Here is a 26516-nt window from a genome sequence, read left to right on the forward strand (position 1 = left end):
AAACCTCTCCGTATTCTCTCTTAGTCTTGTTCAGAAATCAAATAGGAGTCCTATAGATGATTTAAGTATGATTTTATCGTCTTAAATTTGAGGTTAGCAAAAATATATAAAGAATATATAAATACTATGCATACTATGCGTTGATTAGTAAAGCTTTGAGTGAGAGCAGATAGAGGTTAGTATTTGATAGCTGAGATTCAGAGAGTTTTAATCAGCACTAATCATACTATAGATAGATTCCAAGAAAATGAGAAAATATCGAAAATGGAGTTACAAATATTAATAATTTTTGATTGTGAATGAAATACTGTGTCGCTATTCCTGGAGAAGGAAAAATGGTTTTTATGGAAAGTAAGCGCTTGCTCTTCGTTGCTGACTTTCCATCTGTACAACTCGATAAAGACCTTTATCAACCTTTAGTCCAAATACCGCCGTCACCGCATTGTGAAGTTTGTGTAATTGTACCAGTTCGCAATGAAGCTCAGACGTTGGCAGCAACCCTTACTGCCCTAATATATCAAGTTGATCTAGAAGGACAGCTTTTAGATCCCAAACGCTACGAAATAATTTTGTTAGCAAATAATTGTAGTGATGATTCAGCAGCTCTAGCCCGGAGTTTCGCTGAACAACATCCAGATATAGCACTGCATGTAGTTGAAAAAACTCTGCCTCCTACGGAAGCCTATATTGGTCGAGTGCGTCAGATTTTGATGGATGAAGCATACCGCCGTTTGTCTAGCTTAGGACGCACAAGGGGGGTAATTGCTTCAACTGATGGAGACTCGCAGGTAAGCCCAACTTGGATTGCTGCCAACCTGTACGAAATTATTTGTGGTGCTGATGCTGTCGGTGGGCGAATTTTTGTTGAGCGCGCTGGTCGTGCTTCACTAGAGCCTTACGCCAGAGCTTGCTATCTGCGTGAAGTAGGCTACCGCTATTTAATTACCGAATTAGAAACTTATCTTGATCCCGACCCCCATGATAGCTTTCCCCGCCACTATCAACACTATGGAGCCAGTTTGGCAGTAACAGCAGAAATGTATGCATTGGCAGGAGGCTTACCGCCAGTGCGGACTCCTGAAGATGTAGCTTTTTACCGTGCCTTGGTACGGGTAAATGCTCGTTTCCGCCACAGTTCGCTAGTGCGGGTAGTAACTTCAGCAAGAGAAATCGGACGTACCAATGTTGGTTTAGCAAATCAGCTGAGTAAATGGATAGAAATGGGACGGCAACAGCAATCATTTGTAGTCGAGTCAGCAGCAGCTATCGAAACTCGTTTTGTTGCACGTCGCCAATTACGAGTGATGTGGTGGTGCGCTCTCAATGGCTATCAGCCAGATCATCCTAACGTCACGTCCTTGGCAGAGATGCTGGGAGTTTCAGCTCAATGGCTTGTGCAGAAATTGAGCCAACCTTATACCTTTGGTCAGTTGTTTGAACAAGTCGAAGAACGCCAGCAGGAAGAAGAAAGGTGGGCTTCGCGCTGGAAATTTGTGGAAATTGAACAAGCAATTGGAGATTTGCGCTTGCGTCTTGAGAGTTTGCGTCAACAAAGAGGACAAGGGGACTTTAGGGTTGGGGCAATAGGGTTGGATTAAGATAGGACTTACGCAAAAGTTACGGAATAACGAACCACAGAGGCGTAGAGAAGCCAGTGCGTTGCGTTTCCCCCATGAGGAACTGCCGTTAGCGTAGCGTTAGCGAGTCCGCGAGCGTCACCCGTTCGCGTAGCGTCTCCGATAGGAGAAGGGGGGTTCCCACGCCACTTGCTTCTCCCAAGGGGAGACGCTACGCGAATAAGCCGGGGAACCCGTCCAACGCAGTGGCTCCCCGTTGTAGCAACTGGCGCGACACACAGAGAAGTCGGAGCGGCGGCTTCCGCCGTTAGCGTCTCTGAACTTCTCCCAAAGGGAGACGCTGCGCGAACGGTGGAAATCAGAGTTTGTGAGATATTTTGCGTAAGTCCTTTTATAAAAATTCAGATTTTGACAAAACAACCTGCGGAGGGCAAAATTTTGAGTACAATTACTCATGCAGAATGTGGGTTTTATTTCTGGTCAAGCTAATTTGGACAATGGTTTCTGGCAGTTCACCGGTAAATGTCTGACTGCTAATCACTGCCTGTTGTCCTAGTTTCACTTTACCGATATCGGTTTGATAAACTTCTGCTACTGCCATCATCTGATCTGTTTGCGCTAAGTCTGCAATGCCAGAATCATTAATTTTTTCTCCGACTCGCGTATGAATTTTGGGCGTTGTATATTTGCGGGATGGGCCAAAAAGCCCGTCCCTTGTATTTCGGGGCGGGCTTTTCGGCCCACCCTACAAAAATCATCCGTTGATTCAGCAACGCCGAAGAAAACTATCTCAGACTCGCTCAAATAAATCAAGTCGATATTCTTCCTCACGTTGACCTTTTAAATGCCGCAGTTTATTTGGGGTCAACTCAAAAAACGAGTTATGAACTTCATCCCCACTCAACGGATAATCACGGGCATAGAGTGTCCAGTGAACTAAAAGTAGATGCCCTCCAGGTTCCAGGTGTTCCAGAATGCATTGCTTTGCTTTTTTCAGGTCTTCCCAGCTCCAGTAATAGCCAACTTCCGAAATCAAGGTCAAATCAAATATTTCGTCAGGATATTGCTCAGGTACGCGCATAATCTCAAAATGCACTTTTTCTAGGTGCTGACAGCGCTCTTTTGCCTTATCCTGAGCTAGTTTTGATACATCAATCGAGAACAATCTGTCACAACGTTTTTGTAGCTTCTCAGTTAAAACCCCAATGGAACCACCGATTTCAAAGGCAGACTGATAGCGCTCTTTGGGTAAAGCTGCGATTGTGGCAGCATATTTGTTAGCTTCGTATTCACTCGTCTCAAACTTCCACGGGTCAGGATCTTCGCTGTAAAGTTTATCAAAGTAGCTGGGTGGTAGGGAATTGGATTGTAAGGGATTCATAGGTTTTCCTCTATATAAACTTCCCAAGGATGAGTGAAGTTGGCTAACATTTCGGCACTCAGGCGAAAGCCTTCTGGATCATCGTCAATTAAGTCTGTAATTTGGGAACGATAAGCAGCGATCGCTTGCTGTTTCAACTCCACTACCGTGCTAATATTCAACCGCCAGGTTGTCACCTGAAGAGATGTTGGCAGACTCCCCCGTTGCTGTGAGTCCCAATCCCAAATAGGATACTCAATCAATCGGGGGGATAAAGGTAAATCATCCAGCACTGCGTGAATTAACTTCCAGGTCGCTCGGTGGTCTGCATGAGGGTCATATCGCCACGGTAAAAAGATAATTTGTGGGGCGACTTCTGTAATGTAAGCACGACAACTAGCTACTGCACTTTCATACTGTGTTGGAATTGACCCATCCTGCATTCTCCAGAAGGTGACATCATTAACCTCTACACCCAGCAATTTTAATGCTGATAGCGTTTCAGCTTCCCGCAAATCCCGGAGTTTCTCTGCGGGATATTTCTGTGAACGGGGGTGTGAAAGAGTACCATCACTGATGACTAAAACTTGCACATGACAATTTAAAGACCGTAACAGAGCGATCGCACCCCCACAACCTAACGTCTCATCATCAGGATGGGGTGCGACGATTAATGCCGGACTACAAGCGATCTCGTTAATTGAACGCCAGGGCAAAACACTAGGATTGCTTAGTGGTAATCCAATCAAGCCGAATTTATTCATCATTCCAAAGCAAATAAGCTTTCCTTACTTTGCTGCAAGACATACTGCCCGACATTTGCCAAGGCCGCATCAAAAGCTGGTTGACGCAGATATAGAGTCAAATCTCGGATAATACGTTCCATCGGATTTGGTGGTAGTAGGCCGCGAGTCCCAACAGAACGTTCGCACAAATTCATCACATCAATGCAAATCTGTTCAATTGCTGTCCTCACCATATTTCCATAGGCAACAAGTTGGTCTGCTTGCGGGTGGGTAACTGTGGGATCGCCACCAAACACAGGCGCATAGGCTGCTACCTGATCCGCAGCCCCCCGCAGCCAGAGATTACCACTTTCAATAGCGATCGCCATTCTGCCAAGCCGTTCCTGTTGATATGGATCTTTTGTATATTCCAACTTCTGGAGATACTGACGAGTTAGGTTAAACAGTGCTTCTGCCCCACCTAGTTGCACAGCAGCAAACCGAATCACCCCAACAGATAACCAAGGCTGTCGAAAGTAGTCTCCTGGCCCGCCGATTAAAGCGCTCTGATCCAACTCTACACCGCTAAAATCCACTTTGTAACTAGCAGTAGCTCGCATCCCAGAAGGTTGCCACCAAGTTGGATCACTAACTGTTGTCACTTCGTCCATCGATACAATGCACATTTGCCAACCGCCTTCTGACAATACTCCATTCACGAAAGGACGTTCAACATAGCCTGCACCAGTACAAAAGGTTTTAGAACCTTCCAGCCGATAACGTTCATTTTCAAAAGGAATTATCTTAACACCATCAGAGGCTTCAGCATTCCAAACGCCAAATATTTTCTGGCGATCGCGGGCATCACGCGCGTAGCTTGTGATTTGTTCTGTAGAACCAAAAGTCTGAATTAGTTGCAGGGCGTTGATATGTCCTTCATAAATTCGGCCAACTGCCAGATTGCCATGCCCCATCTGCTTTAATAGCATTAAAAGCTCGTAGGTAACATTAGCATCAATTCCTGCACCCCATCCGCCTAATTCTTTCGCCAATGGTGCAGCTAACAACCCAGCTTTAGCAATCAGCTCAAACTCCTGCTTGGGAAAAGCACTATTGCAATCTATAGAACTGGCATTGTTTGCACAATATTCAGCAATTTCCGTGGCACGTTTTAGATCCAGAGCAATGTTGGAATTATGCGATTTCGGGATGACGACATTATTTGATAATTGGATGCTAATAGCTGACTCCTTTCTGTAATATTTCTTTATATTTTATTAATAGTAATAAAATTAAGTCGGTTAATACCTCTATCTTTTGTGTGATTCTATACTCAATAAAAAGGTATAAAATTAAAATACGTCTAAGAGGATGTTTTAAAAGCCTCTTTTGCTTTTTATAGTTAGCATAACCAAGCATCTCAATATATCGCTATTTGCGGCGACGTGGCATTTAGTTAACAATTCAACGCAAGTCGAATGAACACAGACGGGGTAAGTTTGACCGAGATCGAGATGGCATCGCGTGTGAACGGTAGAAGCAGCAACTAAACTTATGTTGCTGCTTAATCGCCGATTTGTTGCAGCTAATGGTTAAGACTGCGGATTCTGCCGAAGCCCCAACAAGTTTCCGTCAATATCCTTGAAGACAGATAATTGCACTCCATGACCGACATCTGTAATTGGGCCAACTTCAACTCCTTTTTCAATAAGGCTTTGACGAGCAGTAACTATATCGCTTACAACAAAAGTACTAACAGTACTACCTGTTTCAACTGAGTTACTTAAGTTTAGTCCAATTGCAACCCGCCCAATATCAGGTAGACTAAACTGTCTCCAGCTAGGGGTGTCATATTTCTCTTCAGGAATTAAGCCGAGTTTAGCCTTGTACCACTGGACACTAGCTTCCAGATTCGTGACGTCTACTTTCGTGACAAAACTATATTCACCAAAGGTGTTTTCCAATGTCATAATCTATTTTGCGAATCCAATACTTTTACAATATAGATATTATCAACCTTTTTGATTGACAATCTACACCGCTTTCATCCAGCAAGAAGCCCCCTAATCAGCACCGTCTCCCACAGGAATAATCATGTTGCCCATCTCTTCGAGTAGCGATAACTTCTCTACGAAGGGGAATAGCGTGTCGCAGACAGACGCTATTCCCCTTCGTTCAGCTCCGCTAACGCGGATCAGCCCAAAGATTATTCATAGACTAATTCCGTTGCGACTCAATCTGACAACTGGTATCTAATGCCAGCCCTCTAAATATTGACAAATAATGTATTTTATGGCTCTGCTTCACGGGATAACATCTTGAGTCGGTTTGGTATTGCTTTAGCTTTCGACTAATGGAACAGTGGGGATGTTTGCGATATTGGTCAATCAACATCAGGAACTTCAGTAGGTGAAGCTAGCGTTTACAGCTATACATGAGTTACAAAGGAGCAAACTCCATTGCGCTAAATTCCAGCAAGGGTAGCCTGATTATGGAATTTTGAAATCAATCAAATCAATAAATAATTGGTATTTACCAGAGTAACCAGATATGTTCAATGCCACTGAAATTTTAATTGATGCCTTCGTAAATGAAATTCGAGAAGGCTACCGTCGCACCTATGGCTGTTTCAAAAATGATTATCAGGACATTATCGCCTGGGCTGGTAACATGGCTTTGGAAAACATTGCTAATAGCGATGCCCTTTATCACAATGTTGAACACACTGTCCTCGTCACCCTAGTGGGGCAAGAAATTTTACGTGGGAAACACATTAGAGAAGGCGGTGTTTCCAGTGAAGACTGGTTGCATTGTATCATTTCCTTAGTGTGTCATGATATTGGCTACGTTAAGGGAGTTTGCCGACAAGACCGAGAAACAATAGACTTATATGCCACAGGTAAAAATGGCAAAATGATTTCTGTAGCTTCTGGCGCTTCTGATGCCAGTCTTACGCCGTATCATGTTGATAGAGCCAAGCTTTTTATTGATGAGCGTTTTGGCGGTCATAAGTTAATAGATGCTGAGGCAATTAAGAGCAATATTGAATTGACTCGATTTCCCGTGCCTGCGGCAGAAGATCAGCAAGATACAAAGTGCTTTGCAGGATTAGTACGTGCTGCTGATTTGATTGGGCAACTAAGCGACCCGCGTTACTTGAAAAAAATTACTTCTTTATTTTACGAGTTTGAAGAAACTGGTGTAAATAAAGTTTTGGGCTATAAAACCCCTGCCGATTTACGTAATAACTACGCTAAGTTTTACTGGAATGGTGTCTTTCCTTATATCCAAGAGGGACTGCATTATCTATCACTGACACAGCAGGGAAAACAAATTCTGGCTAATCTCTACTCAAATGTGTTTGTTGTAGAACACGAAAAACAACAGCAAGAACAACAGTTGTATTTAGAGAAGTTAGGAGTTGCGAGTTAGGAGTTATTCAATTTTGGATTTTGGATTTTGGATTTTAGATTGAAGGAAAAATCTAAAATCCAAAATCGGCAGAGTTGAGAGTTGAGAGTTAAGAATTATTAATTATGAGTTATGAATTAAAATAAAAGCTTATATAACTCATAACTTATAACTCCTAACTACTATGGATTGGTGGCGACGACTGAAGAAAAATCCTTTGGCACGATTTGGGGCAATTTTGCTGTTAATTTTCTACGTAGCAGTAATTGCAGCTGATTTCGTTGCTCCTTATGATCCCTATGCTTCACAGGCCAATGGTTCACTGCTGCCACCAACTAAGATACACTGGGTTTCTCAGTCAGGGCAGTTTACCGGGCCTCATGTTTATCCGACGACTCAGGGAGACACGAATTTAGAAACAGGCGATCGCCAACTCATTGTAGACTTCAAAAAGCCTTCACCCCTGCGTCTATTTGTCTCTGGGCCAGAATACCGATTGTTGCAGATGAGTTTGCCATTACCCCCGAAGTGGGATGAAGTCACAATCTTTGCTGGTATTCCCTTAAATTGGCATTTATTTGGGACAACAAGTGGGACAAAATTCAACATTTTGGGTACTGATGACCAAGGCCGCGACCAATTTAGTCGCCTGCTGCATGGCGGTCGCATCAGTATGTTTATCGGGATTTTTGGCATTATCATCACTTATCCGCTTGGTTTGCTTATCGGTGGAATTTCTGGCTATTTCGGCGGTGTGACTGATAGCGTCATCATGCGCTTGGCAGAAGTGCTAATGACTTTCCCCAGTATTTATCTTTTGGTAACTTTGGGGGCAGTCTTACCACCTGGTTTAAGCAGTACCCAGCGCTTTTTGCTGATTGTGGTGATTACTTCGGTTATTAGCTGGGCTGGTTTAGCACGGGTAATTCGCGGACAGGTACTATCAATTAAAGAGCGAGAATTTGTGCAAGCGGCACGCGCAATGGGCGGTAATCCACTTTATATCGTAGTCCGCCACGTTTTACCGCAAACGGCTAGTTATATAGTTATCTCTGCAACTCTTGCAATTCCCAGCTTTATTGGTTCAGAGGCGATACTAAGTCTCATCGGCTTAGGAATTCAACAACCAGACCCCTCTTGGGGCAATATGCTTTCTCTGGCTAGCAATGCTTCAATTTTGGTATTGCAACCTTGGTTAATCTGGCCGCCTGCTGTGCTGATTATCCTCACAGTGTTAGCATTCAACTTACTCGGTGATGGGCTGAGAGATGCACTTGATCCTCGTAGTTTAAGAAGATAATAGCAAATGCGTAGGCGTAGCCAGCCGTAGGCATCGCTGAAATTAGTCCGCGTTCGCGCAGCCTCTTGTAGAGAAGAGAAGGAAAGGCGGACTTTGCCTGTGTAGCCGCGAATTCTATTCGCTTTGTATTCGCTTTCACGTATTGAAAAAATTGACGCACTTTTAACTTTTCAGGAATGGGTTTGTTTAGATTGTCTCAATAACCGAACCAGTACTTTTCCTGTAATAATTGCATTTACAAAACCAAAAATAATTGCAAAAGGAAGCAATGTAAAACCAAATGCAAAGTTTGAGTTATGTAATATACTGGAAAAAGAACCTACTGCTTTAACAATTGCATTAAAAATAGGAGAGTGAAAGTCTATAACAAGTGCTACAGTCCAACCTAGACTCCAACTTACAGACCAACCGAGAGTACTAGTGATTATCCACAAACGATTTACAGAAAAATTCTTTCTAATTAAAAGATGTTGAATTATTCCAGTAATAATTCCTCCTACAGCACCTCCAATCGCACCTCCTATACTGGCTATTAAAAATGTCTGTGTTAGTTCATGATTAACTTGTAACAAATTAATAATAAATGCCCAATTAACAAAACACGCTACAACTGTAGATATGAAAGCTAGATACAATCCGGGTACATTCGATAGTATCCATAACCAACTTATGGTGGGAATCTTTTTTAGAAGTAGTAACCACTGTGATAGTCCAATTACAACACCAGGTAAAACAAACAGAATAAGATAGAAGGCTAAATCTGGTTTAAGTTGAACATTATCTATCAATACTCCTAAAATTAATCAGATTAAAAAACCTAAAAAACAATTAACAGTGTTTATAATTATCCATTCCATCTGAAAGTTTTTATAATTTTGTCTACTAAGCATACAATTTCGTAATATCAAATTAGTGTAAATATAAAAAACCAATTCTTCTCATTTTTATATAAAAGAAGACATACAGCATTTTTCTTTTGCATGAAGTACAAAGCTATCGGTTTTGAGGCAGGAGGCAGGAGGTAGAAATCAAATACTAGTCCTATAGCGCTTCTGGGTTGAGTCGAATATAGACCTAACCCCCAGCCCCTTCCCTACGTTCGCGCAGCGTCTCGTAGAGAGGTAAGGGGAGTAAGATTCAAAGCCTCTCTCCTAAAAGGAGAGAGGTCAGAGTAAACGAAAAACACTATATTTACGAATTACGAATTATTTTAATAACTCTTTACTAATATCGAATTCGCGGATCTATATAAGCATTTAAAATATCAATCAAAATACTGGCACTCACAACGATCGCACCAAAAAATACTAGCACTCCCTGGACTGTGGGATAATCGCGATCGGCGATCGCTTGATATAGTCGATTAGCTAACCCAGGCCAAGAAAATGTCACTTCTGTCAAAATTGCCCCACCCAACAGAGATGCAAAAGTTAATCCCAACACTGTAATCACTGGAATTAGCGCATTTTTTAAGGCATGGGAGACTAAAATCTTATTTTCACCAATACCTCTGGCTCTAGCTGCTTCTACATAATCTGCTTGCAATGTTTGCTTTAAATTAACTCGCACAATTCGCTCAAAAATCCCACTGAGCAAAATTCCTAGTGTGAGACACGGTAGGGCAAGATGGTGCAAAGATGTGAAAAACTGGGTGAAGTTTCCACCGAGTAAGCTATCAATTGTATACAATCCAGTTACAGGAGTGGGAGCCGGAAGATTGGGCGGAAAGCGGTTGGAATTAGGAAACCAACCCAATTGTACTGAGAAAATCAACTGCAAAAGCATTCCCGCCCAAAACATGGGAAGTGCATAGGTGATGATACCAAATAAGCGTCCACCGACATCAAAATATGTCCCAGGATGGGAAGCCGAAAGAGTCCCAACCGCGATTCCGACGATGAGTGCAACCGCCATACTAAATACTGCTAACTCCACCGTCGCTGGGAAATATTGCCCAATTATGTCCCAAACATTCTCTCCCCGACTCATTAAAGAGGTTCCCAAGTCAAAGCGCAGTATGCTTCCTAAATAATTGAGGTACTGTAGCCATAGGGGAAGGTTTAAACCTAGTTGTTTTCGCAATTCTTCTTTAGCAGCTTCTGGCGCACGTCCACCGAGAATTGCATCTGCTGGATCTCCTGGTGTTGCTCTTAGTAAGAGAAATACAATGGTGATGATTGTTAATAGCTGAAGTGGCGCGAGAAGCAACCGAGAAACAATGTAATATTGTAAAGCTTTAGAACGAGACATATTTTAGTTGTTTGTTATTTGTCCTTTGTCCTTTGTTATTTGTCATTTGCAAATGACCAATGACTATAGCAATTCTCCCTTAAGTGCAGTACAGTTTTGACCTCTCTCCAAACTTCTCTCCTACAAGGAGAGAGGCTTTGAATCTTACTCCCCTTCCCTTGTAGGGGAGCCAGTGCGTTGGGGAGGCAGTGCGTTGGACGGGTTTCCCGGCTTTGCCGACTTGAAGCACCTGGCGTAAGGGGTTGGGGGTTAGGTCTGTATTGGACTTAACTGCAAACCGCTATAATAACTAATGACCAATAACTAAGTACACGTCACCGTAAAAGGGGTTCGGAAAGATTCAGACTTGATGTTGGGTTTCACTTCGTTCTACCCAAGCTACAAAACCCTTTTTGTAGTGTTCTGTACTAAGGACAAATGACTAATGACTAATGACTACTTTTTAATTGTCTGGTAAACCAGAATTTGGGTGGGGTTAAGTTGTACGCTGTTAACACCTTTTTGGGCAAATACATAGTCTTTATTTTGCCATAAGGGAACGTAAGGTACATCAGTAGTTACTTGCGTTTGAATTTCTGTGAAAATTTTCTGACGCGCTTCGGGGTTTTGTTCTTTGCGTTGCTGATCGATCAGTTTATTCACGGCTTCGCTATAGTAGAACGAACCCTGAATTTGACTGCCTCCATCTTCACATCCTTTCACAACTGAACCTTTGTCACAAGATAAAAACGGCTGGACGTAATTATCTGGGTCTAAAAAATCTGGATACCAATCAAGTAAAGCTCCCGGATACAAACCCTTGGCAATGTCTTTAAAAAAGGCAGGGCCTTCCGCTTGGGTGACTTCAAATTGTAGCATTCCATCCATTTTGGCATCAACAAGAGATTTAAGTGTCTGTGCTGCCAAACTACGAGTAGGTGAACTAGAAGGATACCAAACTTGCACTTTTGCGGGATTTTCTTTGGAGAAACCAGCAGTAGTTAACAATTTTTTAGCTTGCTCAAAGTTAGCATCGCCATATTTATCTTTGAATAATGGCACAGAAACTTTAAACGTCGTAGGAATCATGCTATAAAGCGGATCTGCTTGACCAAGTAATACTCGCTCGTTTAAAAGTGGACGGTCAATTATTGAGGCGATCGCTTGTCTTACCTCTAATTTATCTAAAGGCTTTTGATTCCGGTTTAATACTAGATAACTTACTACACTACCTTCAGCTGCGATCGCTTGCCAATCCCCTTTTTTAGCCCCTTCTTCCAAGCTCCGATTTTGATCTGGTTGCAGCGACAGATAAGCGACATCGACTGCGCCTGTACGGAAAGCATTAAACAAATTAACCGGACTAGTTTGAATTTGGACGTTAACACCCTTGTTAGCTGGTTTTTCTCCCCAATACTTATCAAACACATCAAATCGCAGTGAATCAGTGCCATACTGCGCTAATTTGTAAGGGCCAGTCCCCACAAAGATATTCGGCTTGAATTTCCCAGCACCGAGTTCGTAAGCTTTTGGCGAAACTGCACATATTCCAGGAAACGCCAGCAGTGAAGGAAACGCTGCAAAGGGCTTTTTCAGCTTAATGGTTAACTCATACTCGCTTGTAGGTTTTATCGAATCTACTATATCAGCTAGTAAGAATGAGGGTTTTCCTTTATTTTCAATAAAGCGCTGGATGGTAAAGGCCATTGCTTGGGCGTTGAAGGGAGTCCCATCGTGATAAAGTACTCCCTGACGTAAAGGGATGGTATAAGTTAAGCCATCTTGACTGACTTTCGGTAATGCTGTAGCTAGCTGGGGCTTAATTTCCGTGCTTCCTGGTTCATAGGTGTAGAGGCGATCGCTCATATTAAACACCAAACCTAAAGATGCTAACTCATAGGCATCAGCCGGATCAAGGGTTCTTGGCTTTGCTGTTGTACCTATAGTAATCCGACCATCACCTGTAAGGCTATTTATAGAACTGGATAGTGGCGTAGAAGGCTTAGGACGAGGAGCGCAACTAACAACTAATAATAAACATAGACAGAACAAAGATAGGAATTGTGTAATCCGACCCCACCGTTTCACGGACAAGGAAAACCAAGTCATACAGTTAAATTTTATCTAATGATCGGTCAGTGATTATACTATATGTTCGCTAGTTTTATCGCATATTCTACAATTAATTACTAATTTACCCACTTTTGATACAAGGTTTTACTCCAATAAATAGATATATTTGGGATTATTAAATAATAATTGTAAATCAGGACTTTTCCTATTAAAACATGGGCAATAAATTAAATCGCCTTCATTTAAAATCTCATTAGTTATACATTAACAAATGATATATATAAGATATGGTAAATAGCAAATAGAAAGTCCAAAAGTGAGACTAAGACCGTGAAGTATTTCTTTCTATCTGAGGGATGGGCAGTTGCTAGAGTATGGGCATCTGATGGACTATGGCAAATAACTGCATGGCGACGCCAACCAGATATTCAGCGAATGAATATTTGTTTAGTGGAACAAAACGAATTGCTATGGCTTTATCGAGTTGAAGAAGCTATTTTAACCGTGGAAGTCAAGCCAACAACACCAGTAATTGCCAGTAAGAGCATAGGTCAAGTAGTACTCAAGCGTCTGATGAGTGCTGAACAGGTAATTGAACGCCTGGGTACCGCTGAGGCGAAGTGTCAACTGCAAAATATCCATCTGGTGGTTCAATAGATTGGGGCATGGGGCATGGGGCATAGGGCATAGGGCATTGGGCATGGGGCATGGGGCATGGGGCATGGGGCATTATTTATTCTTCCTCATCTCCCTCATCTCTCTCATCCCCGCCCTCTTCATCAAGAAAAGATAAGCAAATTTAATCTCTGAGAGGGATTGGTAGCGAAAAAACTTGGACATGCTACGCGATCGCATTAATTTACACGCTTGCAAACAATTCGATCAATAGTTACACTTTTTAAAACATTCTCATTTTTGCTTGGCGATGGCTACCCTACAAGGTAAACCTCCCGAAGCGAGTAAGCATTGCCAAAGCGCCCACGCTGTCTGACTTATAAGACTAAGCTGTGGTATGACTCTGGCTCTGGCAATAACAAAAAACAAGAGAGAGTTTTCTGAGTGTCGGCTTTCGTCTCTCAGAATCTCAGTAAGAAAATTGCTTTGTAAACTAACTCATCGAGGAGGAGCGTAGTCAATGGGACTACCCTGGTACCGAGTACATACAGTCGTTCTGAATGATCCAGGGCGACTGATTTCTGTACACCTAATGCACACAGCCTTAGTAGCAGGCTGGGCTGGTTCGATGGCACTCTACGAACTGGCTGTTTTTGACCCTAGCGATCCGATTCTCAACCCGATGTGGCGTCAAGGGATGTTCGTTCTGCCCTTCATGTCACGTTTGGGTGTCACCCAATCTTGGGGTGGCTGGAATGTTACTGGTGGACCAGCAACTGACCCTGGCTTCTGGTCATTTGAAGGCGTTGCTGCCGCTCACATTGTTCTTTCCGGTCTTTTGTTCCTAGCCGCCGTATGGCACTGGGTTTACTGGGATTTGGAACTCTTTAGAGATCCCCGCACTGGTGAACCCGCCCTAGACTTGCCAAAAATGTTTGGCATTCACCTGTTCTTATCTGGTCTACTTTGTTTTGGCTTTGGTGCTTTTCACGTCACCGGACTATTTGGGCCGGGGATTTGGGTTTCTGACGCTTATGGAATAACTGGGGCTGCCCAGGGAGTAGCACCGGAATGGGGCCCAGATGGTTTTAACCCATATAACCCTGGTGGTATTGCGGCTCACCACATTGCTGCTGGTGTTGTTGGTATTATTGCAGGCTTATTCCACCTCACAGTTAGACCCCCCGAACGGCTCTACAAAGCCCTGCGGATGGGGAATATTGAAACAGTACTTTCTAGCAGTATTGCAGCAGTCTTCTTTGCTGCTTTCGTTGTTGCTGGTACTATGTGGTACGGTAACGCCGCTACTCCCATCGAATTGTTTGGCCCTACCCGCTATCAATGGGATCAAAACTACTTCCGTCAAGAAATTCAACGCCGCACCCAAACTAGCGTTGCTCAAGGTGCAACCCTTGACCAAGCTTGGTCGCAGATTCCAGAAAAGCTAGCTTTCTATGATTACGTCGGTAATAGCCCCGCTAAAGGCGGTCTATTCCGTACAGGGCCAATGGTCAAGGGTGATGGCATTGCCCAATCTTGGCAAGGTCACGCCGTATTCAAAGATTCTGAAGGACGGGAATTGACCGTGCGTCGTCTCCCTAACTTCTTTGAAACCTTCCCAGTGATCTTGACCGACGCAGATGGAATTGTCCGCGCTGACATTCCCTTCCGTCGGGCAGAATCTAAGTACAGCTTTGAGCAATCTGGTGTCACTGTCAGTTTCTACGGTGGTGATCTAAACGGTAAGACCTTTACAGAACCAGCTGATGTGAAGAAGTATGCCCGTAAGGCTCAAGGCGGTGAAATCTTTGAATTTGACCGGGAAACCTTGAACTCTGATGGTGTATTCCGCACCAGTCCTAGAGGTTGGTTTACCTTTGGACATGCCGTATTTGCTCTGCTGTTCTTCTTTGGTCATCTCTGGCATGGCGCTCGGACAATCTACCGAGACGTGTTTGCTGGTGTTGATGCGGATCTAGAAGAGCAAGTTGAGTGGGGTCTGTTCCAGAAAGTGGGTGACAAGTCAACCCGCCGGAAGGAAGCTCTCTAATTTCAGTGCTAAGTTCTGAGTGCTGAGTTTTGAGTTAAGGCTCTGACTCAGCACTCAGGTAACTTCAGCACTCAGAACTTTAATTACTGGCTCGATAGGCAGGAAATCTTAATATGGAAAGCGTTGCGTACATCTTGATTTTTACTCTGTGTATAGGTACTCTCTTCTTTGCGATCGCATTTCGCGAACCCCCTCGTTTTGAGAAACCAAAAGATAAGTAGATCCTATTACCAGACCTTTAAGCAGATTTAATCTTAATATCCGTTGCTACCATCCTTGGTAGCAACGGATATTATTGTGTTTGTTCTTTGTTATTTATAACTACTAAGTAAATCATCAATCATTTTAATATTGTGATATAATTTCCAATCTTGGGAGTAGATATATGTTAATACTAGCTTTTCTGCGCTAGGATGAAAAAGGATGTTTAAGTGTAGGCTGCCATAAAAGCGCTTGCATAAGACATCGCGTTTGTTGCACAACCTTTACGGAGACTAGAACCAGGAACAAATCAGCATGGTCAATCAGAATTTAACCGCTACAGAAATTGGATTCACTCACGAAGATTTCGCTGCTCTACTTGACAAATACGATTATCATTTTAGCCCTGGTGATGTTGTACCAGGAACAGTTTTCAGTATAGAGCCGCGCGGCGCTCTGATTGACATTGGTGCTAAAACCGCAGCATATATACCTATACAAGAAATGTCTATAAACCGGGTGGATAGCCCGGAAGAAGTATTACAGTCAAACGAAACCCGAGAATTTTTCATCCTTACTGATGAAAATGAAGATGGTCAATTAACGCTTTCGATTCGCCGTATTGAATACATGCGGGCTTGGGAGCGGGTGCGACAGCTGCAAGCAGAAGATGCAACTGTACGTTCTGGCGTGTTTGCAACCAATCGCGGCGGAGCATTGGTACGGATTGAGGGATTACGTGGCTTTATCCCAGGTTCCCACATCAGTACCCGCAAACCTAAAGAAGAATTGGTCGGCGAGGATCTGCCGTTGAAATTCCTAGAGGTGGACGAAGAACGTAATCGCCTAGTTTTATCTCACCGTCGGGCGCTGGTTGAGCGCAAGATGAACCGCCTAGAAGTCGGCGAAGTAGTAATTGGTACTGTTCGTGGTATTAAGCCCTACGGTGCTTTCATCGATATCGGCGGCGTTAGTGGTCTACTACATATTTCTGAGATTTCTCACGAACATATTGATACACCTCATAGCGTGTTCAATGTCAATGATGAAGTGAAAGTTATGATCATTGACTTGGATGCAGAAAGGGGTCGGATTTCCCTATCTACCAAGCAGCTAGAACCCGAACCCGGCGATATGATTAAAAACCGGGATTTGGTCTACGATAAGGCGGAAGAAATGGCTGCTAAGTATCGTGAACAACTACTAGCCAAGCAGCAAGGTGCTACTGCTGCGGCGGCTACAGCTGTAGAAGTTGTAGCAGAGGAAGAAATTCCACCAGCAGTGGAACTTGAAGAAGAAATTCCACCAGCAGCAGAACTTGAAGAAGAAATTCCAGTAGTTGCGGAAATTGAAGAAGAGATTCCACCAGCAGCAAAACTTGAACAAGAAATTCCAGTAGTTGCGGAAATTGAAGAAGAAATTCCACCAGCAGCAGAACTTGAACAAGAAATTCCAGTAGTTGCGGAAATTGAAAAGGAGATTCCAGCAGCTATTGAAGAGTAATAAATTTTTATAGTTTTACTTGTCTTTGAAGTAAGAGTATCAAATCATTTTAAAAAGAGGGAAAACCCTCTTTTTTTATGTGGAGAATCGGTAAAAGTGAAGAGTTGGCAGTAGTTAAGAGTTAGAAATTAGGAGTTATTATTCCTAACTTCTAACTCTTAACTCCTAACTAAATAAGTGGGGTGAAATATTGTGGCAACTATTAAGTGTAGAAACATCACTTTTGATAACATCCAGGCAATTTTGTTTGACAAAAACGGTACTCTAGAAGATTCGGAAATGTATTTGCGAGCGATCGCACAAAAGGCAGCAAGATTAATAGATGCTCAAATTCCTGGAACTGGGGAACCCCTATTAATGGCATTTGGCATCAATGGTAATCTTCTAGATCCCGCAGGTTTAATATCAGTAGCAAGCCGCCGCGAAACAGAAGTGGCAGCAGCAGCATATATAGCCGAGACGGGAAGAGGATGGTTTGAGTCCTTAAAAATAGCCCGTCAAGCTTTGGATGAAGCAGACAAATACATTGGACAAACTCCTTCACCACTGTTTGTGGGTAGCTTAGAAGTTTTGAAATCTTTGTGGGAAGGTGGGCTAAAACTCGGTATTCTCTCAGCTGCGACAACTCAAGAAGTACGTAAGTTTGTAGCTAATCACCAATTAAGTGATTATATCCAGTTGGAAATGGGAGTTGATGAGGGGCCGAGTAAACCAGATCCAGTGCTATTTTTACAAGCTTGCCAAGTTTTGGGAGTCGAACCAGGCGCTACATTGATGGTGGGTGATTCAGTTGGTGATATGCAAATGGCGCGTGATGCTAAAGCCGCAGGTTGTATTGGTATCACTTGGGTGGGTAAGTCAGATAATGTCCGAGGTGCGGATGTGGTGATTAATCAACTTGATGAAATCCAGATTTTAGAGGATTAAACCCCATCTAAGTTGAGAACCGTAGTTTTCACCCTCACCCTAAATCCCTCTCCCAAATTTGGGAGCTACGGTGTATACACAAGTCAAATTACTCCCCATGAGCAACTGGCACGCGAATTCTATTTGCTCTGGCTTTAAGTTGACACCAATGCACATCTGTCAACCCTAATAAAGCCAAATATCCTCCGTATATCATACTATTAGTGGTGTGTCAAGTTAAAGATGCTAGGATATTAATTGCTCTGACAGTTGCTAAAGCCATGCAAAACACAGAAACGACCTTACCACTTCGCCTGTGGACAGTAGAAGAATACCACCGGATGGCTAAGGCTGGGATTTTTGGTGCAGATGAACGAGTGGAACTCCTAGAAGGAAAGATTATTTGGATGATTGCAAAAGGGACAGCCCATCGTTCAGCAGTGGGGAGGCCAGATAGATTGCTGCAAAACAGTTTCAGGAATCGGGCTTTGATATGTGTTCAAGACCCAGTAAAGTTAAATGAACGGTCTCAACCAGAACCGGATATTGCTGTCGTTAAAGTAGACCCACTCGACTATGCAGACCATCATCCTACCCCTTCTGAGGTTTATCTAATTATTGAGGTAGCAGATAGCAGCCTTAAACTAGACTGTGAAACTAAAGGAAAAGCTTACTCAAAGGCGGGAATTATAGATTATTGGGTGCTAGATGTGATTGGCCGGCAATTGCACGTTTTTCGGAAAACAACTGAGGATGGCTATGAAAGTGAAGTAATTGTAGAGGAAGATGGGATTATTTCACCTTTACAGTTTCCTGATTTAAGCATTGCAGTTTTGGAAATTTTACCACCGTTGAGAGGATCTTAGGTAAGAAGCAAAGTATTTGTCAGCTAATGTTAAATAGTAGTTAAGTTTAGAAGTGAATATACCCATAACACTGATTCTAGATAACGCCAAATTTCAGTTGTGCTAACTTGTTCAAATATAGGCCAAAGAACTGGGTATAGAACTCTGTTACTTAAGTTTATATTCACCAAAGGTTAACTTCATATTTACCAGAATTTAACTTGATTGAACGCTTTTGGTGCTTTGTTAGAAATGAATACTTGTATTCAAAATACTATACTGACTTTTCTGATTTTAAGTTAGCGATGCCTAGTTTGGGCTGCGCCTATGCTAATCATATTGCCACTGCTAACACTGATTAAAAGCAAAAGCTGGATATTGTTCCTAGCTCTCAATTTTCAATCTTTTAAAAAAGTCCAGGTTTTAGCCCTTTAGCGCTCTTTTATGTCTTTGAAAAGAGAAAAATAAGCTGCTGAACTTGAATATTTTTCAAAGCCTCGCTTTACCTGCAAACCCAAAAAATCTTTGTTTGAAAGGAAGCACAAAGGAACAAGCGTTTAAATATTATGTCATGAGAGTAAAAAAATAGAGCGTTAGAGTATACTCGACTCTTCTTTTAACTTTATAAAAAATGAGTAAATATTCAGTTATTAGTTAATATGTGTAACTTTTTACACAGCCTATGTCTTTGGATAGATTCAATCTATTTCTCAGGTTAGTTATTATTTTTTACAGAATCTTTTTATGGCAATTCTTAATTAAATAAAATACGCTGAAAAATCATTTAAGAGGATGTTTGAAAAGTATTTTTGGTAGCCTCCAAACCTAACCCCCTTAGCTTCCCTACAAGGGAATGGGGGTTTCAAAGCCTCTCTTTGCTTACCTAACGGCAGACCAACGGGGAGAGGAATGGAAACGGGGTTTGTAGTATACTTTGCGACTTTTCAAACATCCTCTAACAGCCAGAAAAGAAATTCATTGTTTTTGACTATTTTCTGTCTCCCTTAACCAAAGCGTATTGCACACAATTAAGAATAGCTATAAATCCCCAAATCCAAAAAGGCTGCTGAGTAAAATCCCTTTGTTTAGAAGTGTCTTAGGGAATTTTAAGTTGCAGCTAATATGCACAGGCAATTACACATTTTAGCGGAGTCCTTGTATGAAAATTTTCAATGCTTTTATTTCCAGTTTGACGCTAGTAAGTTTAAATGTTGTGGGTTTGTCTCAGGTACAGGCTCAACCAGTAGGATTTACGTTTCAAAAAGTTCCAGTAACTCTTTTAGGAAATGGTTGCCCAGGGGGAACAGCAGAGGGAATTTTGAATGGAGATACTCTTTCAATAACATTTTCGGAGTTTGAAGCTTTAGCTGAACCTCCTAAGGTTGTATCAAAATCCTGTAATCTGCGGATCGGTCTGAATGTACCTTCTGGATTGAACGTTCAGCCGATTAACGTCAAGTATCTTGGCTTTGCAGATGTGCCTCCAGGAGGCAGTGCTAATTTGAATGTTAGAATACTCTTTCAAGGTCAAATAGTTCCAACTAACAATAATCCAAACGCAACCTTTAGCCCTGGCTTCTCAGATGTCTGGAGCAAAGATGTCGGTATTGTATTAGGGACAATAAATGCATGTAAGAATCCTGTGAGTTCGACTTTTGGTATCAATACAAATCTGACGGCAAGATCTCCAAAAAATATACCTGCAAATCAACCACAACTAGAAACTCAAATCCGAATTGATACAATCGATACAACAATCGGTCATGTATTATATCAAATCAAGTTTGCTTTTAATCCTTGTTAGGTTTTTAAAAGCATAGTAAGTTTTGCATTTAATTTTTCACAAAAGCTGAACCCTCAAAAGCTGCTTTACCAACTTCTTGAAAGATTTCTTCCAATCGCTCTGAAGATATCTTTGACTGTGTGTCTTGATAAATAGTATTGACAAGCAAATAGCAATTCTCAAATAAATGAAATACGCTGATAAATAATTTAAAATTCAGAAATTCCTTGTTTTTTCCTATTTCTGTCTCCTTTAACCAGAGCGTATTGCACACAACTAATAATTGCTATAAATCCCCAAACACCAGAGAGCCTGCTGGGTAAAATTCCTTTGTTTAGAAGTATCTTAGGGAATTTTAAGTTGCAGCTAATGTAGATAGGAAACTACACGTTTTCGCGGAGTCTTTGTATGAAAATTTTAAGTGCTTTTATTTCCAGTTTGACGCTACTAAGTTTAAATATTGTGGGTTTATCTCCGACACAGGCTCAACCACAAGGATTTACGTTTCAAACAATTCCAGTAACTCTTTTAGGAAATGGTTGCCCAGGCGGAACAGCACAGGGAATTTTGAATGGAGATACTCTTTCAATAACATTTTCGGAGTTTGAAGCTTTAGCTACACCTTCTAAGGTTGTATCAAAATCCTGCAATCTGCGGATCGGTCTGAATATACCTTCTGGATTTAACGTTCAACCGATTAACGTCAAGTATCTTGGCTTTGCAGATGTACCTATTGCAAATGTACCTAACAAAGCCAGTGCTGATCTGAACGTTAAAATACTTTTTCAAGGTCAAGAAGTGACAACTAACGATGATCCAAACGCAACGTTTGGCCCTGGCTTCTCAGATGTCTGGAGCAAAGATGTAGGTGTTGTATTAGGGACAATAAATGCATGTAAGAATCCTGTGAGTTCGATTTTTGGTATCAATACAAATCTGACGGCAAGAGCTCCAAAAAATATACCTGCAAATCAACCACAACTAGAAACCCAAATCCGAATTGATACAATCGACACAACAATCGGTCCTGTATTGTTCCAAATCAAGTTTGATTTTAACCCTTGCTAGGTTTTTAAATGCATAGTAAGTTTTGCATTTAGTTTTCACAAAACCTGATCTTTCAAAAGCTGCTCTACCAACTTCTCGAAAGATTTCTTTCAACGGAGTTTTAACTTGCAGCTAATATGCAGAGGAAATTACACATTTTAGCGGAGTCTTTGTATGAAAATTTTAAGTGCTTTTATTTCCAGTTTGACGCTAGTAAGTTTAAATATTGTGGGTTTGTCTCAGGCACAGGCTAAACCAGTAGGATTTACGTTTCAAAAAGTTCCAGTAACTCTTTTAGGAAATGGTTGCCCAGGGGGAACAGCAGAGGGAATTTTGAATGGAGATACTCTTTCAATAACATTTTCGGAGTTTGAAGCTTTAGCTGAACCTCCTAAGGTTGTATCAAAATCCTGTAATCTGCGGATCGGTCTGAATGTACCTTCTGGATTGAACGTTCAGCCGATTAACGTCAAGTATCTTGGCTTTGCAGATGTGCCTCCAGGAGGCAGTGCTAATTTGAATGTTAGAATACTCTTTCAAGGTCAAATAGTTCCAACTAACAATAATCCAAACGCAACCTTTAGCCCTGGCTTCTCAGATGTCTGGAGCAAAGATGTAGGTGTTGTATTAGGGACAATAAATGCATGTAAGAATCCTGTGAGTTCGATTTTTGGTATCAATACAAATCTGACGGCAAGAGCTCCAAAAAATATACCTGCAAATCAACCACAACTAGAAACTCAAATCCGAATCGATACAATCGACACAACAATCGGCCCTGTATTGTTCCAAATCAAGTTTGCTTTTAAACCTTGTTAGGTTTTTCGCAAAAGCTGAACCCTCAAAAGCTGGTTTAGCAACTTATCGAAATATTTCTTCCAATGATTCCGAAGAAATCTTCGACTCTCTGTCTTTAGCAATAGTATTGACAACAAAGCTGACAAGCTGTTTTTATCTCATTATTTGATATGAAAGTCTTAACCACTCTTGTTTCCAGTTTAACGCTACTGAGTTTAAATGTTGTCGGTTTATCTCAGGTACAGGCTCAATCACAAGGATTTCAGTTTCAACAAGTTCCAGTAACTCTTTTCGGAAATGGTTGCCCGTCGGGAAATCCCCAACCAAGTTTGAAAGGAGATACTCTGTCTGTAACTTTACCTCCATTTCAGGTTATAGCTTTATCTCCTAAGGTTGTATCCAAATCTTGCAGTTTGAGGATTGGTCTTAATGTGCCTAAAGGGTACAAAGTCAAGCCCATTAACATCAAATATAATGGCTTTGCAAATGTGCCTAAGGGCGGCAGTGCTGATTTAAGAGTTAGCTTAGTGTTTCAAGGCAAAAATGTTCCAAATTCTAGTAATGATCCAAACGCAAATTTCCCCGGTGGCTTTTTAAATGGATGGGTAAAAAATGTAGCTATTACACCAGATGCAATAGACGCGTGTGCTAACCCAGTGAATTCGGTTTTCGGCATCAACACAACGTTGATAGCGCGTGCCACAGATGTAGCTGCGGGGCAGCAAACAAAAATTTTAATTTCTCAGGGCTATCAAATTAAGTTTACTTTTACTCCTTGTTAATAGGGGCAGATATACCGGCGCATGTAGAAAGTTTAGACTTTCGACAAAAAAGAATTGTTCGCGGAGAATATCCGCGAACAATTTATTGACTATAAACCCAGAATATTTAGAGAGATAATGCAGTATGCGACTTTCTCTCAACCCCAACCCTTTTAGGGTTGGGGAGCAAGAATTAAAGCCTCTCTCCCTCTGGGGGAGAGGAATGGAAGCGGAATTTCAAGAATAAGTCGCACATCGCTTGCGTGAGGTACGTAAATGGTTGAGAATTTCGAGCAATACTGCTAACTAAATTGAATAAGACAGTGGGAAGGACTTCGCATCTTTTGGTTTCACATACACTCGCTGTTTCGTTTCTAACTCTAAGTCATTAAAGCGATCGCGTGTTAAATGCGCCATTAGCACTTGTCCATCATCGAAAGTTAATTCCACCTGAATTTCCCAACCCAAATGTACCAATCGGCTCACTGTTGCAGGTGTAGTGGTACCATTGGCGACCTTTTCCAAAATAACATCTTGTGGGCGCAAAAACACTTGAGGGTGTGGCGCATCAAAGGCGCTACTTTTAAAAATCTTTGAGGTGCTGGGCAATATGTTCACCGGGCCGATGAAGCTCATCACAAATGCGGTGGCAGGATTATCGTAAATTTCTGCTGGTGTGCCCACTTGTTCGACACGCCCTTTATTCATCACCACAACCTCATCGGAGACTTCCATTGCTTCCTCTTGGTCATGGGTGACGAAAACCGTGGTAACATGAACTTCATCATGGAGGCGGCGTAACCATGCCCGTAAGTCTTTGCGGACTTTAGCATCAAGTGCGCCAAAAGGTTCATCTAGCAGTAATACTTCCGGTTCTACTGCCAGTGCCCTTGCTAATGCTACCCGTTGTCTTTGACCACCAGAAAGTTGTGATGGATAGCGATCGCCTAGTCCAGTCAACTGCACCAATTCCAGTAACTGTTCTACCCGCCCCTTAATCCTTTTTGGCTGTGCCTTACGAATTTCTAAGCCAAAAGCAATATTTTGCTTGACAGTTAGATGCTTAAATAGGGCATAGTGCTGAAACACAAACCCAATATTCCTTTGTTGCACGCTTTGGTATGTAGCGTCCTTACCGGTGAGCAAGATTTTGCCGCTATCTGGCATTTCTAAACCTGAAATTAATCGTAGTAGCGTAGATTTACCTGATCCTGATGGCCCAAGCAATGCAACTAGCGAACCACTCTTAATTTCCAGGCTGACCTGATCAACTGCCTTGAAACTCCCGAATTGTTTGGAGACATTCTCAACTACTATGCCCACTGCTACTATACCTCTGCAACTAAATCTACAGATCCTTGGTAGGATTACTGTGTCTTACATATACCATACATTGTTATTTATAGATGAACAAGATTTAGCTACCGGAGCTGCTGCGATCGAGGAAGCTACAATGAGGAGCAAAGTGTGAGGATCTGTGGGGTTGAAGAAATTCCCTAACCTGTTTCCCAAAGACTCGCCAATAATCATTCAAAGATCGCGATTCGTGAGAAACAAGATACCCGACTTCTTTGACAAGTCGGGTATCTGTGGGTTGCAATTCTTACAAATCAAGCAGAATTGCTATATCTAATACTTACACTACTAATAACAATTAGTCTTCATCCGCAATGGAGTATCCATTACAAATATAATCAGAACGAACCCAACCCGTTATTTCATCCTTTCTGATTCTAAACCACACAAAACCATCTTGACCATTTGTGGTATTTATCACCCTAATATTCGTCTTGTTGGAAAGTTCCGTAATCTTTCTACTACTCTTTCCAGGTTTGGTACGCAGTGAGAGACTACCATCGGACTCATTAGTACAAACATGAGCAGAATAACCTTCAGCAGATATAGAGTTTCTGCCACCAATTCCGGGTCCGACTTCTTCTGCTGCTGCTGGTAATATTGCAGTGAGAATTAATGTACCTGCAAAAAAAGTTTTCAACATGATTGAGACTCCTTTTGTAAAAAAAGAATTTTTAAATTGAATCAAAAAAGTAAAAAATTACCGAATGATAACCTCAAGAAATTGAGGTCTGTAAGCATAGACGTATTCCAACACCTGGCTCAAATCCTGACGGTTTGTTAATGCCACACATCCTGATGTACCGTCTTCGCCGTTGTTTTTATCAAATGATGGATCGTAATGAATCCCCAAAGAAGAACGCCCAGTACTAAATAGGGGCTGTATTGGAAGAAAGCGATCGCCCGCTTCCGGAATTGAGCCGCGAGTAGTTGCTGTGGCAACTTTGTATTTTCCGTCAGGTAACGGTGCTTCCGTTCCAGAGCGGTTACGATCTCTGGTTTGGGTATACGCCCTTCCAGATACACTTATGTATTTACCAATCAACTGCCCATTTGCGAACAAGTCCAATTCATAAAGTGGATTTCCTAGTGAATTTGCTTTCCCTGTAGGCGTTAGAGTCATATAGTTACTATTTCTCTGATACCCCAGTTGAGTTGATATTTTTCGCGACTTATGGTTATCCTTACTCAACTCCTGAATAGCTATATCTTTTGATAGATCAGATATAGAACTTTCGGGTAATACAGAATTATTATTTTCACCAAATCTCAGAGATTTTGCAGTATTATAACTGTTGATTTTATCTCCAGTAACCGATGCCAATTTATCTGCGAAATTTGGGATTTTTTCAGATGATTGTAATGAATTGATATTTGTTGCTACTTTAACTTCTGCATTTCCATTGCTACCTGCAATAGCTAAACAGGTTAAAGACATCACGAGGGATCTAAACAACATGAGATTTCTAAACTTGTTTACCTGTTTTGAATATAAACTGGCTTTTTAGTCTAGAGCTTCAGGAATAATTCGGATTTTGAATATTTTTATTCGATGGTAATTTATGTAATTTTTAGTACCTTTAAATCAATCTTTAACTTGATATAGCAAGTAACACGTAAAGAAAAATATACTTAACTTAGGCACAATAAAAATAAGTATTTTAATCATAAAAAAAGGGAAGAAAGTTTTTCAACTCGCTTCCCTCAGAATTTTTTGAACTTCCGAAATACCTCTTTCCCCAGGTAGTCCAACCACTAACACGCCAATTTACCCTAGATTTGCCGAATCTTATGAAAATTATTGTAATCGTTCAAGGGGTAGGAGAGCGATGTCTACGACAGGCGTAGCTGCGGCGAAAAATTGCCATCAAAATCTGATAAATTAAGGCGATCGCCGAACGTCTTGTTAGAAGCTCAAGCAACTTAAACTCCCAGAATTCGGTAAATTTTTCATTAACCAAATTCTCCATCCCCTA

Annotated in this window: 26 protein-coding genes and 1 pseudogene; 15 read left to right on the plus strand and 12 right to left on the minus strand. The window is 41.7% G+C overall.

Annotated features, from left to right (window positions below; genetic code table 11):
• Window positions 1-344: 344 nt before the first annotated feature.
• The gene (locus PUQ00_RS13545) at window positions 345-1598 is read left to right on the plus strand and encodes a glycosyltransferase family A protein (protein ID WP_300417107.1); all 1254 of its coding nucleotides are present in this window, start codon (window positions 345-347) and stop codon (window positions 1596-1598) included.
• A 487-nt stretch (window positions 1599-2085) separates the two neighbouring features.
• Here PUQ00_RS13545 and PUQ00_RS13550 read toward each other — a convergent pair.
• The 4 genes and pseudogenes from PUQ00_RS13550 to PUQ00_RS13565 all read right to left on the minus strand — a co-directional run.
• Window positions 2086-2250: pseudogene (locus PUQ00_RS13550) on the minus strand (HlyD family secretion protein); the annotation flags it as partial.
• 117 nt (window positions 2251-2367) lie between these two features.
• On the minus strand, window positions 2368-2958 hold the full coding sequence (locus PUQ00_RS13555) for an SAM-dependent methyltransferase (protein ID WP_300417109.1): 591 nt from the start codon (window positions 2956-2958) through the stop codon (window positions 2368-2370).
• Window positions 2955-3704, minus strand: a complete 750-nt coding sequence (locus PUQ00_RS13560) for a PIG-L family deacetylase (RefSeq protein ID WP_300417112.1) — start codon at window positions 3702-3704, stop codon at window positions 2955-2957. Before PUQ00_RS13560 ends, PUQ00_RS13555 begins: the two co-directional genes overlap by 4 nt.
• Window positions 3701-4933 (minus strand): acyl-CoA dehydrogenase family protein, encoded by a 1233-nt coding sequence (locus PUQ00_RS13565; protein WP_334761251.1) that lies wholly within the window; start codon window positions 4931-4933, stop codon window positions 3701-3703. The genes PUQ00_RS13560 and PUQ00_RS13565 overlap by 4 nt, the downstream gene beginning before the upstream one ends.
• A 191-nt stretch (window positions 4934-5124) precedes the next feature.
• Here PUQ00_RS13565 and PUQ00_RS32815 point away from each other — a divergent pair, with 191 nt between their 5' ends.
• Window positions 5125-5199 (plus strand): excalibur calcium-binding domain-containing protein, encoded by a 75-nt coding sequence (locus PUQ00_RS32815; protein WP_366145959.1) that lies wholly within the window; start codon window positions 5125-5127, stop codon window positions 5197-5199.
• A 55-nt stretch (window positions 5200-5254) separates the two neighbouring features.
• Here PUQ00_RS32815 and PUQ00_RS13570 read toward each other — a convergent pair whose 3' ends face one another.
• Entirely contained in the window at window positions 5255-5632 is a 378-nt protein-coding gene (locus PUQ00_RS13570) for a VOC family protein (protein WP_300417114.1), read from the minus strand.
• A gap of 580 nt (window positions 5633-6212) precedes the next feature.
• On the opposite strand from PUQ00_RS13570, the gene PUQ00_RS13575 reads away from it, so the two are divergent.
• Together PUQ00_RS13575 and PUQ00_RS13580 are read left to right on the plus strand one after the other, a co-directional pair.
• Window positions 6213-7094, plus strand: coding sequence for an Npun_R2479 family HD domain-containing metalloprotein (locus PUQ00_RS13575; protein WP_300417116.1), 882 nt, complete (start codon window positions 6213-6215; stop codon window positions 7092-7094).
• Window positions 7095-7257: 163 nt separating this feature from the next.
• Window positions 7258-8373, plus strand: coding sequence for an ABC transporter permease (locus PUQ00_RS13580; protein WP_300417120.1), 1116 nt, complete (start codon window positions 7258-7260; stop codon window positions 8371-8373).
• A gap of 170 nt (window positions 8374-8543) precedes the next feature.
• On the opposite strand, the gene PUQ00_RS13585 is transcribed toward PUQ00_RS13580, so the two are convergent.
• From PUQ00_RS13585 to PUQ00_RS13595, 3 genes are all read right to left on the minus strand, one after another.
• Complete coding sequence (locus PUQ00_RS13585; RefSeq protein ID WP_300417123.1) at window positions 8544-9161, minus strand: hypothetical protein; 618 nt, start codon at window positions 9159-9161, stop codon at window positions 8544-8546.
• Between the two features lie 436 nt (window positions 9162-9597).
• The gene (locus tag PUQ00_RS13590; protein ID WP_300417126.1) at window positions 9598-10623 is read right to left on the minus strand and encodes an ABC transporter permease; all 1026 of its coding nucleotides are present in this window, start codon (window positions 10621-10623) and stop codon (window positions 9598-9600) included.
• Between the two features lie 435 nt (window positions 10624-11058).
• Entirely contained in the window at window positions 11059-12711 is a 1653-nt protein-coding gene (locus tag PUQ00_RS13595) for an ABC transporter substrate-binding protein (protein ID WP_300417128.1), read from the minus strand.
• Between the two features lie 294 nt (window positions 12712-13005).
• Between PUQ00_RS13595 and PUQ00_RS13600 the strand changes: the two genes are divergently transcribed.
• The 10 genes from PUQ00_RS13600 (at window position 13006) to PUQ00_RS13645 (ending at window position 23205) form a co-directional block, all read left to right on the plus strand.
• A complete protein-coding gene (locus tag PUQ00_RS13600) occupies window positions 13006-13332 on the plus strand; it encodes a hypothetical protein (RefSeq protein ID WP_300417131.1) in 327 nt (108 codons plus the stop codon).
• 478 nt (window positions 13333-13810) lie between these two features.
• Complete coding sequence (gene psbB, locus PUQ00_RS13605) at window positions 13811-15340, plus strand: photosystem II chlorophyll-binding protein CP47 (protein ID WP_300417133.1); 1530 nt, start codon at window positions 13811-13813, stop codon at window positions 15338-15340.
• A gap of 113 nt (window positions 15341-15453) precedes the next feature.
• A complete protein-coding gene (locus PUQ00_RS13610; RefSeq protein ID WP_084227385.1) occupies window positions 15454-15561 on the plus strand; it encodes a photosystem II reaction center protein T in 108 nt (35 codons plus the stop codon).
• A 295-nt stretch (window positions 15562-15856) separates the two neighbouring features.
• On the plus strand, window positions 15857-17044 hold the full coding sequence (locus tag PUQ00_RS13615) for a 30S ribosomal protein S1 (protein WP_300417136.1): 1188 nt from the start codon (window positions 15857-15859) through the stop codon (window positions 17042-17044).
• A gap of 192 nt (window positions 17045-17236) precedes the next feature.
• Complete coding sequence (locus PUQ00_RS13620; protein WP_300417139.1) at window positions 17237-17971, plus strand: HAD family hydrolase; 735 nt, start codon at window positions 17237-17239, stop codon at window positions 17969-17971.
• Between the two features lie 260 nt (window positions 17972-18231).
• Window positions 18232-18816, plus strand: coding sequence for a Uma2 family endonuclease (locus tag PUQ00_RS13625; RefSeq protein WP_300417232.1), 585 nt, complete (start codon window positions 18232-18234; stop codon window positions 18814-18816).
• Between the two features lie 1138 nt (window positions 18817-19954).
• Window positions 19955-20599, plus strand: coding sequence for a DUF4360 domain-containing protein (locus PUQ00_RS13630; protein ID WP_300417142.1), 645 nt, complete (start codon window positions 19955-19957; stop codon window positions 20597-20599).
• A 387-nt stretch (window positions 20600-20986) separates the two neighbouring features.
• Window positions 20987-21646 carry a DUF4360 domain-containing protein gene (locus tag PUQ00_RS13635; protein WP_300417145.1) on the plus strand — a complete coding sequence of 220 codons (660 nt, stop codon included), beginning with the start codon at window positions 20987-20989 and terminating at the stop codon, window positions 21644-21646.
• 153 nt (window positions 21647-21799) lie between these two features.
• A complete protein-coding gene (locus PUQ00_RS13640; RefSeq protein ID WP_300417147.1) occupies window positions 21800-22444 on the plus strand; it encodes a DUF4360 domain-containing protein in 645 nt (214 codons plus the stop codon).
• Window positions 22445-22593: 149 nt separating this feature from the next.
• Complete coding sequence (locus tag PUQ00_RS13645; protein ID WP_300417150.1) at window positions 22594-23205, plus strand: DUF4360 domain-containing protein; 612 nt, start codon at window positions 22594-22596, stop codon at window positions 23203-23205.
• A gap of 285 nt (window positions 23206-23490) precedes the next feature.
• Here the strand turns inward: PUQ00_RS13645 and PUQ00_RS13650 are convergent, their stop codons facing one another.
• Window positions 23491-24507 carry a sulfate/molybdate ABC transporter ATP-binding protein gene (locus PUQ00_RS13650; protein WP_300417153.1) on the minus strand — a complete coding sequence of 339 codons (1017 nt, stop codon included), beginning with the start codon at window positions 24505-24507 and terminating at the stop codon, window positions 23491-23493.
• Here PUQ00_RS13650 and PUQ00_RS13655 point away from each other — a divergent pair.
• Entirely contained in the window at window positions 24500-24655 is a 156-nt protein-coding gene (locus tag PUQ00_RS13655; protein WP_300417155.1) for a hypothetical protein, read from the plus strand. The two genes, PUQ00_RS13650 and PUQ00_RS13655, sit on opposite strands and share 8 nt — an antisense overlap.
• Window positions 24656-24838: 183 nt before the next feature.
• Here the strand turns inward: PUQ00_RS13655 and PUQ00_RS13660 are convergent, their stop codons facing one another.
• The 3 genes from PUQ00_RS13660 to PUQ00_RS13670 all read right to left on the minus strand — a co-directional run bounded on the left by PUQ00_RS13660 (window position 24839) and on the right by PUQ00_RS13670 (window position 26510).
• Entirely contained in the window at window positions 24839-25183 is a 345-nt protein-coding gene (locus tag PUQ00_RS13660; protein ID WP_300417159.1) for an SH3 domain-containing protein, read from the minus strand.
• Window positions 25184-25240: 57 nt separating this feature from the next.
• Window positions 25241-25978, minus strand: coding sequence for a L,D-transpeptidase (locus PUQ00_RS13665; RefSeq protein ID WP_300417162.1), 738 nt, complete (start codon window positions 25976-25978; stop codon window positions 25241-25243).
• A gap of 373 nt (window positions 25979-26351) precedes the next feature.
• The gene (locus PUQ00_RS13670) at window positions 26352-26510 is read right to left on the minus strand and encodes a hypothetical protein (protein WP_300417164.1); all 159 of its coding nucleotides are present in this window, start codon (window positions 26508-26510) and stop codon (window positions 26352-26354) included.
• Window positions 26511-26516 lie beyond the last annotated feature (6 nt).

It is taken from the genome of Nostoc sp. S13 (assembly GCF_029379315.1).
Taxonomy (GTDB): Bacteria; Cyanobacteriota; Cyanobacteriia; order Cyanobacteriales; family Nostocaceae; genus Nostoc.